The 12,035-nt window shown below is 70.2% G+C and carries 11 protein-coding genes and 1 pseudogene; 8 read left to right on the top strand and 4 right to left on the bottom strand.

Translation table 11 applies throughout. The annotated features are described in order from the left end of the window. Nucleotides 1-37: 37 nt before the first annotated feature. Nucleotides 38-1,074: pseudogene (locus tag U4Y91_RS14785) on the bottom strand (sigma-54 interaction domain-containing protein). Nucleotides 1,075-1,450: 376 nt separating this feature from the next. Between U4Y91_RS14785 and U4Y91_RS14780 the strand changes: the two are divergent. Both U4Y91_RS14780 and U4Y91_RS14775 read left to right on the top strand, forming a co-directional pair. Beyond that, on the top strand, nucleotides 1,451-3,418 hold the full coding sequence (locus tag U4Y91_RS14780) for an ATP-binding protein (protein ID WP_321805857.1): 1,968 nt from the start codon (nucleotides 1,451-1,453) through the stop codon (nucleotides 3,416-3,418). A gap of 79 nt (nucleotides 3,419-3,497) precedes the next feature. Further along, nucleotides 3,498-4,142, top strand: coding sequence for a DUF4142 domain-containing protein (locus tag U4Y91_RS14775; protein WP_321805627.1), 645 nt, complete (start codon nucleotides 3,498-3,500; stop codon nucleotides 4,140-4,142). Nucleotides 4,143-4,167: 25 nt separating this feature from the next. Here U4Y91_RS14775 and U4Y91_RS14770 read toward each other — a convergent pair whose 3' ends face one another. The 3 genes from U4Y91_RS14770 to U4Y91_RS14760 all read right to left on the bottom strand — a co-directional run bounded on the left by U4Y91_RS14770 (nucleotide 4,168) and on the right by U4Y91_RS14760 (nucleotide 5,772). Then, nucleotides 4,168-4,668: a PRC-barrel domain-containing protein gene (locus tag U4Y91_RS14770; protein WP_321805626.1), complete on the bottom strand. Its 501-nt coding sequence runs from the start codon at nucleotides 4,666-4,668 to the stop codon at nucleotides 4,168-4,170. 67 nt (nucleotides 4,669-4,735) lie between these two features. Next, entirely contained in the window at nucleotides 4,736-5,167 is a 432-nt protein-coding gene (locus U4Y91_RS14765) for a CBS domain-containing protein (protein WP_044843097.1), read from the bottom strand. A gap of 344 nt (nucleotides 5,168-5,511) precedes the next feature. Next, complete coding sequence (locus U4Y91_RS14760) at nucleotides 5,512-5,772, bottom strand: hypothetical protein (RefSeq protein ID WP_321805625.1); 261 nt, start codon at nucleotides 5,770-5,772, stop codon at nucleotides 5,512-5,514. 141 nt (nucleotides 5,773-5,913) lie between these two features. On the opposite strand from U4Y91_RS14760, the gene U4Y91_RS14755 reads away from it, so the two are divergent. The 6 genes from U4Y91_RS14755 to U4Y91_RS14730 all read left to right on the top strand — a co-directional run bounded on the left by U4Y91_RS14755 (nucleotide 5,914) and on the right by U4Y91_RS14730 (nucleotide 12,015). Further along, nucleotides 5,914-6,213 (top strand): hypothetical protein, encoded by a 300-nt coding sequence (locus U4Y91_RS14755; RefSeq protein WP_321805624.1) that lies wholly within the window; start codon nucleotides 5,914-5,916, stop codon nucleotides 6,211-6,213. An 89-nt stretch (nucleotides 6,214-6,302) separates the two neighbouring features. Then, a complete protein-coding gene (locus U4Y91_RS14750; RefSeq protein ID WP_321805623.1) occupies nucleotides 6,303-6,497 on the top strand; it encodes a hypothetical protein in 195 nt (64 codons plus the stop codon). Nucleotides 6,498-6,510: 13 nt separating this feature from the next. Next, a complete protein-coding gene (locus tag U4Y91_RS14745) occupies nucleotides 6,511-6,822 on the top strand; it encodes a hypothetical protein (protein WP_044843100.1) in 312 nt (103 codons plus the stop codon). Nucleotides 6,823-7,029: 207 nt separating this feature from the next. After that, nucleotides 7,030-7,908, top strand: coding sequence for a MipA/OmpV family protein (locus tag U4Y91_RS14740; RefSeq protein WP_321805622.1), 879 nt, complete (start codon nucleotides 7,030-7,032; stop codon nucleotides 7,906-7,908). A 115-nt stretch (nucleotides 7,909-8,023) separates the two neighbouring features. Next, on the top strand, nucleotides 8,024-9,718 hold the full coding sequence (locus U4Y91_RS14735; RefSeq protein ID WP_321805621.1) for a VRR-NUC domain-containing protein: 1,695 nt from the start codon (nucleotides 8,024-8,026) through the stop codon (nucleotides 9,716-9,718). Next, on the top strand, nucleotides 9,715-12,015 hold the full coding sequence (locus U4Y91_RS14730; protein ID WP_321805620.1) for an ATP-dependent DNA helicase: 2,301 nt from the start codon (nucleotides 9,715-9,717) through the stop codon (nucleotides 12,013-12,015). The genes U4Y91_RS14735 and U4Y91_RS14730 overlap by 4 nt, the downstream gene beginning before the upstream one ends. Nucleotides 12,016-12,035 lie beyond the last annotated feature (20 nt).

Here is a 12,035-nt window from a genome sequence, read left to right as displayed (position 1 = left end):
GTTGACGCAGGGCGGGCCCCGCGGCGCGCGGCGGCGCTCAGGGGTGGCCGCCGTCGCGCATCAGCGCAAGCCGGTTGTAGAGCGTCTTCAGGCTGATGCCGAGCGCTTTCGCGGCTTGCGGCTTGTTGCCGTCGAAGTGCTGCAGCGTCGCCGCGATGAAACGTTGCTGCGCATGGTGCAGCGTCGCGCCGAGCGGCAGCGCCATCGCGTCGTCCGACGTGTGGTCGGGCGGCACTGCCGGCCTCGGCAACGCGACGTCGATACCGTCGTCCGCGAGGATGTACGCGCGCTCGATCGTGTTGCGCAGCTCGCGCACGTTGCCGGGCCACGAATAGGCACGCAGCGCGGCGATTGCCGCGTCGGTCAGCCGCTTGTGCGAGCGGTGCCGCGTATTGAGCGCATCGACGAACTCATGCGCGATCGCCTCGACGTCGCCGCTGCGCTGGCGCAGCGGCGGCACATACAGCGCGAACGCGGCGAGACGGTAGAACAGGTCCTCGCGCAGCCGGCCGTCGCGCACGGCATCGGCCGGATTGTGTCGGGTCGCCGACAGGATGCGCACGTCGAGCGGAATCGACTCGGTGCCGCCGACCCGCACGATCGTGTTCGATTCGAGCGCCCGCAGCAGCTTCACCTGCAGCGACGCGGGCATCTCCGCGATCTCGTCGAGCAGCAGCGTGCCGCCGCACGCGGCTTCGAAGAAGCCCTCCCGTTGCGCGACCGCGCCGGTGAAGCTGCCTTTTTCGTGACCGAACAATTGCGCTTCGGCGATGTCCGCCGGAATCGCGCCGCAGTTGACGGGCACGAACGGCCCGTCGCGTCGCGCGCTGAGGTCGTGCAGCCGGCGCGCGACGATATCCTTGCCGACCCCGCTTTCGCCGGCAATCATCACGCTGGCGCGGGTCGGAGCGATTTTCTCGATACGGCCGAGCAGCGTGCGCATCGCCGCGGAGCGGCCGGACAGCCGGCGCGCGTCGGCGCCTTGCTTCGGACGGTTTGCGGATTCAGCCATAAGCGTCGGCGGGCCGTTTTGAAAATCGGCACCGCACGTTCCCTTCATTGCAATATCTTCATCGACAGCGAAACCGCACGGAAGGTGCCGCGATTTAGAAATTTACAATGTCCGGTGCGGGGATCGAAGAAATACGCGATCACAGGGGCACGATGCCGACAGGCGGCAGCCGACACCGCCTGTCGATGCTTTTTTGCAGCCGACGGATGAAAAATCGCCAATCGGCAGCACCCGCGTTCCGCGCAAACGCGGCAGGGCGGCCGAGCGACGCGACGCGGCGGCACGCGCAGCGCGGGCTGCGCCGCGAAGCCGCCGCGCACCGTGCCGCGGGTACGCGCGTTGCGTAGGCCCTTAGGCTCGCCCCGCACGCTCGACGGCATGCCGACCGCCGAGGCGGGAGCCGTCGAGCGACGGTCGCCGGGGCGATGCAGGGAAACGATGAGGATCTTTACCCGTGAACTGTTCCGGCAGGGCGCATGGGTCGTGCTGGCCGTCGGGGCGGCGTCCGCGCTGCAGGCGTGGGCGATGCACGTCGTCGGCGTGCATGCACCGTTTGCACAGCTGCCTTTCTACGCCGGTGTTGCGGCTGCGGCCTGGCTGACGTCGTTCGGCGGCGGCCTGGCCGCGACCGCCGCGAGCGCGGTCGTGATCGGCGCGCTGGGGGGGCGCGAGGTGCCGTTGCCCGCGCTGCTCGCGCAGGCCGGCGCCTTCGTCGCGATCGGTTTCGTCGAATGCGTGCTCGTGATGATCGTCAAGCCGCTGCTCGCAAACGATCGGTTGCGCGGGGCCGAGGATGCCGAGGAAAACGACGCACGCATGCCACGCCGCGAACCGGCGCCCGCGGCGCGCTCGCTCGACGACCTCCTGCTGCGCCGCGTGGTCGATGCGTCGCCCGACGCGATCGTCGGCGTCGACGCCGTCCGGCGGATCACGAGCTGGAACCCGGCTGCGCGGCGCCTGTTCGGCATCGATGCCGCGGCGGTGATCGGGCACGACGTCACGACGCTGATCGCGCCGCGGTGGCTGCGCTTGCATCCGGTTCCCACGTCGTTCGCGAAGGCGCCCGCGCCCGCCGGCCCGCTCGACATTCTGTGCCTGCGCCACGACGGCGGCCGCTTTCGCGCAACCTTCGCGGCGGCGCCGATCGTCGACGCGCAAGGCAACTGCACCGGCCTGTCGATGACGCTGCGCGAGGCGCACGAACGCCGCCGCGGCGAGCGGCGCGACCTGCGTTCGTTGCGCGGTGCCCGCGACGCGCGCGTGCAGGCCGACGAGTCGAACCGGCTGAAGGACGAACTGCTCGCCACCGTATCGCATGAACTGCGCACGCCGCTGAACGTGATCTACGGCTGGGTCGAGGTGCTGCGCAGCGCCAACGGCCAGAGCTTCGCCCACCAGGCGATCGATGCGATCGACCGCAGCGCGCGATCGCTGTCGCGGATGGTCGGCGATCTGCTCGACGCCTCGTCGCTTGCGACCGGGCGGATGCGGCTCGAGCGCGCGCCTGTCGATCTCGTGCGCGTCGTGCGGGAGGCGGTGCGCGAGCTCGGCACGACCGCGGAGGCGAACGGTCTCGAACTGTCGACCGCGTGCGCAATGTCCAACTGCGTGATCTCCGCGGACGGCGAGCGCATGCGCCAGGTGCTGTCGAACCTGCTGTCGAATGCGATCAAGTTCACGCCGCCGGGCGGCCGCATCAAGGTGTCGCTGACCCGGGCCGGTGCGCGCGTGCGGCTGTCGGTCGCCGATACGGGCCAGGGCATTTCCGCGGATCGCCTGCCGCATCTGTTCGATACGTTCAACCGGCCGGAAGGCGCATCGGCGTCGCCCAAGCGCGGCCTCGGACTCGGCCTGTCGATCGTGCGCAACATCGCACGGCTCCACGGTGGCGAGGTCACGGCGGCGAGCGATGGCGCCGGGCGCGGCACGACCGTGACCGTGATGCTGCCGGTGGACTGGGGCGCCGACGTGCCGAACGGCCACCCGTTACCGCCGAGCGGTGCGTCGACGGCGGTCGCGCTCGACGGCCGGCGCGTGCTGGTGGTCGATGACGATGCGACGTCGCGCGCGAGCCTCGCGGCGGCGCTCGAAACGCTGGGCGCGCAGGTGTCGACCGCGCAATCGGGGCGCGACGCGCTCGACGTGGTCGCGCGGCAGCCCCCGAGCGTCGTGCTGTCGGATCTCGCGATGCCGGACGGCGACGGCTTCTGGCTGCTCGACCACATCCGCCATTTGCCGAACGGCAGCGGGCGCCTGCCCGTCGTCGCGGTGACCGCGCATGCGGGTACGGCGGACCGGAACCGCGTGATGGCCGCCGGCTTCGACGCGTATCTGTGCAAGCCGGTCGACATGCCGACGCTGGCCAGGGTCATCGTCGACGTGTCGCCCGCCGGACGGCGTCGCTGACGCACGGCGGCCTCCGCACCCCGCGCCAGGCGGCACGATGAAGGGATCGAACCTTGCCCGGCGCGATACGGAGGTCCGGATGAAAACGAGCGACAGGAATCTCCGCCGAGCCACCGCGGTTGCCGGCATCGTGTGCCTGCTGGTATCGGGTGTGCTCGCGGTGTTCCGCGTGCCGGCATTCGCGCCGGCGCATGCGCAGGCGCCGCCGGCATCGTCCGTTCAGGTCGCGCCGGGCGTCGTCCGTCCCGGCGCGACCGCCGACGAGGCGGACATGACGCGGCGGCCGAGCGGCATCGACGCCGAATTCATCGACAAGGCCGGCATCGTCGGCAAGACGGAGCTTCAGGCGAGCCAGCTCGCGCTCGACCGGTCGTCGAATCCGGGTGTGAAGGCCTTCGCACGCCGGATGATCGACGATCACGTTCGCATGACCGCGGAATTGCGCCGGCTCGGCGCGCAAAAGGGCCTGCCCGTGCAGACGCGGATGCTGATCGATCCGGCGGTGACTGCGCTGCGAAGCAAGAATGGCCATGCGTTCGACAAGGGGTACATCGAGCTGGCGGGACCGAACGCGCACGACGCGGCGATCAGGCTCTACTCAGCCGAGGCGCGCGACGGCCACGACCCGCAGCTCCGCGCGTTCGCGGCCAGCGCGCTGCCGACGCTGAAGGCGCACCTGAGCGCCGCGCGCGCGCTCGAGCGTGCGATCGCGGCTGCGCGCTGATCCGCACGGCGAATCCGTGCGTCCGTCAGTGCGGCCGCGTGTCGCTTTCCGGGCCGTCCGGCGACGCCTCGAAGGGCGGCGAGTCGAGTGCCGTTTCGCCTTCCTCGATCAGCCAGTACGGCGATGCGTCGTAGTACGCGTGCAACTCCTCGGCCCAGGCGGGATCGGCCATCGTCGGCCAGCGGTCTTTCTCGAAGCCTGGCGCGTCGCGCACGCGCTCGGTCGAAACGGGCAGCACGAAGCAGCGGCGCCCGGCGTCGAGCGTCAGCACGTTCCACGGCACCGCGAGCAGCTTGTCGCCGAACCCGAGCAACCCTCCCGACGACACGACCGCATACGCGATCCGGCCCGAGCGGATGTCGAGCATGATGTTCGTGACCTTGCCGATGTCGTCGCCGTCCATCGTCAGCACGCGATCGTCTTCCAGCGTACCGGCGGCCATCACGTCCGGCCCCGGCCCGCCGGCCGAACGGCCGCGGTCGCCGACGATGCGCGCCTGCTTGCGCGACGGTCTGTCCGTTGTCATCGCTGTTCTCCTGGTCGAAGCGGCGCGGCGCACGCGGCGCGCGGGCCGCACGGGTGAGGGCCGCCGGTCAGCGGCGGCGCGGCAGGGACACGTCCTCGAGCGTGTTCGCCAGCTCGTCGCGTGCCGGGCCGCCCGCGCGTGTCGCGATGTCGCCCAGCGACACGATGCCGACGATCTGGTGGTTGGCGTCGAGCACCGGCATCCGGTGCAACTGCACATCGGCCATCCGCTGCTGGACGTCGCCGACGCCGTCGTCCTCCACGCACCACTGCACCGGCGCGGATGCGACCACCTTCACCGGGGTATCGGACGAATGCCCGTGCGACAGCGCTCGCACTGCGAGGTCGCGGTCCGTCACGATCGCGACGAGCCCGGTGTCATCGCAGACCGGCAGCACGCCGATGTCGAAGCGCTGCATCAATTCGGCCGCATGGCGAATCGTGTCGGTCGGCGCGACGCAGACCACGTCGCGCGACATGATTTCGTTGACGCGATACATGAACGCCTCCTTCGTGAACGAGACGACATGGAAGCAGAATGCGTGCCGCGTTCAATCGGCACAGGGCGGGCCTGCGCGGCCGGGCCACGGAGAAATTTGCCAGCCGGCTTGTACATCTTCCACGGCGGCAGCCGCGGCCGCGCCGCGAGCGACGCTCAGTGGCCGACGCCCGTCATCACGACGATTGCCAGGACCAGCGCACTCTCGATTGCGGCGAGCGCCGCGACGCCCGCGGCGCCGCTGACTTCGTGCCATGCACGTTCGATGCGTTTCATCACTTCACTCCGGTTGGGCCGGCCGGGCGACGCTACGCTGCCGCGCATCGCGGGCCGGGGGTGCCGCCGTCAGCCGTGATCGCGGGGCGGTGGCGGGGCGTCGGGCGCGCGACGTTCGCGTTCGCCGGACGGCCTGGCGGGGTCGATGCGGGTCGCACCGCCGACGGCGGGCGGATCGCTGGCCGGGAACGTCTCCTCGAGCCCTTCGTCGATGCGCTCTTCCGTCTTGTCGTCGGACGGCTTGTCGGACGGCTTGCGCGATGTGGCCAGGGAGAGCAGGCCGGCAGCCGGTGACACGGCGTCGCGGCTACCGGAAGCGGATACGGTCATGATCGAACCTCCTTACGGGTACGAGGGGTGCAAGCACCGTGCCCGCGCAGCGCGGGCGGCATGACGCTTGCAGCCGTCGAGCCGGCTGGGCGGGCGGACACATGACCGGCCCGCCGCCGGCATGGACGAGAGGACATCGTGATGAATGAACCCAAGGAAAGAATACGTTACGACGCGAACGTGTGCGGCGGCGATTTCAGTCAGGTGCGCGAGCGTTTCGACACATGGAAGCGCGAATCGCGGGTCCATCGGCCCGAGCGGCGCATGTTCGACGGGAAGGACGAGGTTCGCGAGCTGGACCCTACCGTCCACGCGGGGCCGGAAAGCGCACAGCGGGCGCTGGTCGCGCGATGCGCGCCGTCCGATCCGTTCGCACTCGCGGCGCGGCTCGCCGCCGAAGGACGCACGCTGTGGCTGGTGATGGCGGCCTACGACGCATGACCGGTGCACGGCTGCCCCCCCGGCAGGCACGCCGCTTGCGCGCGCTCGCCGCACCAATCGACACGCGCGAGCCGCTGCGCAGGAGCGACATGAGTACACGATCCATGCTGCACCGTCCGGAGCCGACGCCCGACGTCGATCCCGATCCGGCGCTGCCCGAGCACGACGATCCGTTCGATCCGCCCGTGCCCCCGGGCCTGCCGCAGGGCGATCCGCCGTCGCAGCCGCCGCCGATGCGGATGCCGGGCGGGGCAGCGAACCGCGGCCGGCTGCGCGATCACTAACAGGAGGACCATCATGGACATTCACGTGCAATCGCCCGACAAGCGCGCGATCGCCCAGGTGCTGGGCCGCTATTTCGAGTCGCGTTCGTTGCGTTACCACATCGAGGAGTTGCCGGGCGGCGTGCTGCATATCGGCTTTCGCGCGAGCGGGCGCCCGGTCGCCGTCACCGTGTCGTTCGACGACACCGCCTACGACACCTACACGCACTGGGACGCGAGCCAGAAGCAGCTCGCGCTCGGGCGTCTCGCGGACGGCTTCTCGCGCATGATGGCGAAGCGCAGCCCGGCCGCGCTCGCCGGCGACTATCACGTCGAGCGTTTCTGATTCCGCAACCCCGCGCCGGTTTGTTCCGGAATACGGCAAAGTGCCCGCGTTCAACGGGCGCTTTGCGGCTTTGCGTGCGCCAGCGTAGGATGTTCACAATTCAGCGCACGCTACGTTCGCGCCGTCGGCTGCTCGCCGTTGCAGCCGGCCAGGCTGCGACGCGCTTTCCCTCAGGTTCGTTTCGTGCAACCGACGGAGACCGCCTTGATGACCGTTGCCCGCCCGTTGTTGTCGCCCGGCACCCGCCGGTTCGTGTCCGGCCTGTCGGCCTTCGCCGCGCTGGCGGCGGCCGGTGCCCGCGACGCGTCGGCCCAGACGCCGTCGCCGCTCGGCGAATGGCAATACTCGGCGGGCGTCCCGCTGCAGAAACTGTTCAGTCCGACCGTCCCCACGTGGCAGGTCAGCGTCGGCGCGGCGATGACGCTGCAGCCGCGCTACGCGGGTTCCGATCGCTATCGCGTGATGGGCGGCCCGAATTTCGACGTGCGCTATCGCGACCTGTTCTTCCTGTCGACGGGCGATGGGCTCGGCGCGAACGTGTTGCGCGGGCCCAACTGGCGCGTGAGCCTGTCGGTCGGCTATGACCTCGGACGCCGCTCGGCTGACGACCTCGACCACCTGAACGGGCTCGACAACATCAACGCGGCGCCGGTGATGAAGCTCGCGGCCGACTACGTGATCTCGAAGGATTTTCCGCTCGTGCTGCGCGCGGATGTGCGGCGCAGCATCGGCGGCTCGAACGGCTGGGTCGGCGATTTCTCCGCGTACATGCCGATGCCGGGCAGCAACGAACACTTCTTCTGGTTCGCCGGGCCGACCGTGTCGTTCGCCGATTCGCGCTACATGAACAGCTGGTTCGGCGTGCCCCCGGGGGCGTCCGCGCGCTCGGGGCTGCCGGCCTACTCGTCGGGCGCGGGGATGAAGTCGTTCGGCGCGGGCGTGACGATGGTGTGGTTCGTCAACAAGCACTGGTTCGTGACGATGGACGGCGCGATCGAACAGCTCGTCGGCCGCGCACGGCGCAGCCCGATCACGCAGCAGTCGACGAACGGCGTGTTCGACATGTCGGTGAATTACCAGTTCTGACCGGGATCGGCGCCGGCGGGGCGGCCGCGTGGCGGTGCGCGGCATGCGGCATGCGGCATTTTTCGTCACATTTGATATGATTCCGACCTGTACAAACGTACAGTGATCGATTCCCGTGACGCCTGCATCGCCGACGCCCCCGGCGTTTTACTACCTGACCAATTTCGAACGCGCGCTGGCCTGGCTCGGCGAGCGTTACGACGACCTGCTCGATGCGAGCGAACATGCGTTTCTCGCGCATTTCGCGCAACTGCCGAAAGCGTCGCGTGCGTTGCTCGTGCGGATGCTGATGCGCAGCGGCACCGACTTCCGCGCGAGCAAGCTCGTGTACGACGAAATCGGCAGCACGCTCGACGCGGCCGCGCCGCTCGTCGAGCTCGGCTGGGTCGATCCGGCACCCGCGCTCACGCTCGACGAGTTGTTCGTGCTGTCGACCAAGGCCGACCTGCTGAAGGTGTTCCCGTCGCTCGCCGCGCACGCGGGCGAGCGCAAGCCCGAGTGGCTCGAGCGGTTGCGGCCCGCGCACGACGTGGCGCAACCGCTCGACGCATGGTGTGCGCAGGTCGACGATCGCGTGCTGCGCGTGACGGTCGGCGCGCTGTGCGACCGCCTGCGGCTGATGTTCTTCGGCAATCTTCATCAGGACTGGAGCGAATTCGTGCTCGCCGATCTCGGCGTGTTCCAGTACGAAAGCGTGCCGTTCGCGCCGTCGTCGCGCGCGTTCCAGCAGCGCGACGACGTCGATGCGTATCTCGCGCTGCAGACCTGCCGCGAAGCACTCGACGCATGGCCCGACGACCAGCCGTTCGACGATCTGCTGCAGGCGATCGACGCGCTCGGCTGCGCGCAGCCGTGGCTCGCGACGCGCCGCGCGAAGCTGCTGTTCGCGCTCGGGCAGACCTGCGAGCGCCGCGCCGACTGGGCTGCCGCGCTCGACGCGTATGCGCGCAGCGCGTGGCCGGGCAGCCGGCACCGGCGCATTCGCGTGCTCGAACGCTGCGGCCGCGACACCGATGCGCTCGCGCTGGCGCTCGATGCGCGCGGCGGCTTCGAAAGCGACGAGGAGCGCCAGCGCGTCGAGCGGATGCTGCCGCGCCTGCAGCGCCGTCTCGGGCAGCGGGTCGAACGCGCGGGCAGCACGCCCGAGGTGCCGCGCGAGACGCTCGTGCTGATGCGCCCTGAAGCGTTCGTCAGCGTCGAATACGCGGTGCGCGACCATCTTGCGCAGCCCGACGCGCCGGTTCACTACGTCGAGAACACGCTGATCAATTCGCTGTTCGGCCTGCTGTGCTGGGAGCCCGTGTTCGCAGCCGTGCCCGGCGCGTTCTTTCACCCGTTCCAGCGCGGCCCGGCCGACCTGCACGCGCCCGATTTCGCCGTGCGCCGCACGGACGCGTTCGCCGCCTGTTTCGCGCAACTCGACTCGGGCGCGTACCGCGACACGATCCGCCGGCACTTCGCGACGAAGACGGGGCTGCAATCGCCGTTCGTGTTCTGGGGCGTGCTGACCGACGAACTGCTCGACGAGGCGCTGGCCTGCCTGCCGCCCGAGCACCTGCGGCTGTGGTTCACGCGCCTGCTCGCGGATATCCGCGGCAACCGCTCGGGGCTGCCCGATCTCGTCCGTTTCTGGCCCGGCGAGCGGCGCTATGAATTGATCGAGGTGAAGGGCCCCGGCGACCGGCTGCAGGACAACCAGACGCGCTGGCTCGCGTACTGCATCGCGCACGGCATGCCGGTGCGCGTCGTCGATGTCGAATGGGCCGGCGCCGGTGTCGAGCAGGCCGAAGCGGCGGGATTGTCCGCATGAGCTACGTCGTCGCGGTGCGGGCGATGTGCGAATTCACCGCGCGACGCGGCGATCTCGACCTGCGCTTCACGCCCGCGCCGACCGCGCTCGAAGGCATTGCCGGCCACGGTGCCGTCACGTCGACGCGCGGCGCGCGCTACGAAACCGAGATCGCGCTGACCGGCACGTGGGGCACGCTCACCGTGCGCGGGCGCGCGGACGGCTACGATCCGGTCGCGAACCGGCTCGAGGAGATCAAGACCTACCGCGGCAGCCTCGACGCGATGCCGGCCAATCATCGCGCGCTGCACTGGGCGCAGGCGAAGGTCTATGCGCACCTGATGTGCGCCGCACGCGGCCTCGCGGAAATCGACGTCGCGCTCGTGTATTTCGACATCGTGTCGGAGCGCGAGACCGTGCTGACCGAGACGCTCGGCGCAAGCGCGCTCGCCGCGTTCTTCGCCGAGCAGTGCGCGTGCTTCGTCGGCTGGGCCGAGCGCGAGACCGCGCACCGCTCGGCCCGCGATGCGGCGCTGCGTGCGCTGACGTTTCCGCACGGCCAATTCCGCAGCGGCCAGCGCGAGCTGGCCGTGTCCGTCTATCGGGCGGCGCGCGACGAGCGCTGCCTGATGGCGCAGGCGCCGACCGGCATCGGCAAGACGCTCGGCACGGTGTTCCCGCTGCTGAAGGCGTGCGGCGAGGGCGAGCTCGATCACGTGTTCTTCCTGACCGCGAAGACGCCCGGTCGCGCGCTCGCGCTGGAAGCGGCGACCACGCTCGGCGCCGGCACGCCGGCGCTGCCGCTGCGCGTGCTGGAGCTCGTCGCGCGCGACAAGGCGTGCGAGCATCCCGACCGCGCGTGTCACGGCGAATCGTGCCCGCTTGCGCAAGGCTTCTACGACCGGCTGCCGGCGGCGCGCGACGCGGCGATCGGCGCGGGGCTGCTCGATCGCGATACCGTGCGCGAGGCGGCGCTCGCGCACGACGTCTGTCCGTACTATCTCGCGCAGGAGCTGGCGCGCTGGTCGGACATGGTGATCGGCGACTACAACTACTACTACGACGGCAGCGCGATGCTGCATACGCTCGCGCAGCAGAACCAGTGGCGCGTCGGCGTGCTCGTCGACGAGGCGCACAACCTGCTCGATCGCGCCCGCAAGATGTACAGCGCATCGCTCGACCCGTTCGCGTTCGCGGCCGCGCGCGAGGCGGCGCCCGCAGCACTGCGCAAGGCGTTCGACCGGCTCGCGCGCGCGTGGGGCACGCTCAATCGCGCACAGGCCGCGCGCTATGCGGCATACCCCGAGATTCCGGGGCCGATCGTGTCGGCCGTGCAGAACCTCGTCGCGGCAATCGGCGAACACCTGGCCGATGCGCCGCGCGCGAACGGCGACGCGCTGCTGCGCTTTCATTTCGAGGCGATCCAGTTCGGCGTGCTCGCCGATGCGTTCGACAGCGCGTCGATCTTCGACGCGACGCTGCACGGCGAGCCGCTGCCGCGCCAGTCCGGGCTCGACGGTGTCGCACCGGTCGGGCGCCGACGCCGCATCCAGTCGACGCTGTACGTGCGCAACGTGATTCCGGCCGGCTTTCTCGCGCCGCGTTACGACGCCGCGCGCGCGACCGTGCTGTTTTCCGGCACGTTGAGCCCGTTTCATTTCTATCGCGACACGCTCGGGCTGCCGGCCGACACCGGCTGGCTCGACGTCGACGGGCCGTTCCGCGCCGAGCAACTGACCGTGCGCGTCGCGAGCCATGTATCGACGCGCTGGCGCGACCGCGACAGTTCGCTCGAACCGATCGTGGACCTGATCGCCGCGCAGTATGCGACACGGCCCGGCAACTACCTCGGTTTCCTCAGCAGCTTCGACTATCTCGGGCGCGTCGTCGCGCTGATGCAGACGCGTCATCCGGACGTGCCCCTGTGGGCCCAGGCGCCCGGCATGGCCGAAAGCGAGCGCGACGCGTTTCTCGCGCGCTTCGACGCGGGCGGGCGCGGGGTCGGCTTCGCGGTGCTGGGCGGTGCGTTCTCGGAGGGCGTGGATCTCGTCGGCGAGCGGCTGATCGGCGCGTTCATCGCGACGCTCGGGCTGCCGCAGGTCAACGATGTCAACGAACAGATGCGGCGCGCGATGGAGGCGCGCTTCGGCAACGGGTACGACTACATGTATCTGTACCCGGGCCTGCAGAAGGTCGTGCAGGCGGCCGGGCGCGTGATCCGCACCGAACACGACGAGGGCGTCGTGCATCTGATCGACGATCGTTACCGGCGGCGGGAGGTGCGCGATCTGTTGCCGCGGTGGTGGCGGATCGGGTGACGGGCGTGACGGATGTCGTG

Source organism: Burkholderia sp. BCC1993 (assembly GCF_905339865.1).
GTDB lineage: Bacteria > Pseudomonadota > Gammaproteobacteria > Burkholderiales > Burkholderiaceae > Burkholderia.
The sequence above is the reverse complement of the archived record's forward strand: the minus strand, read 5'-3'. Positions and strand labels throughout refer to the sequence as shown.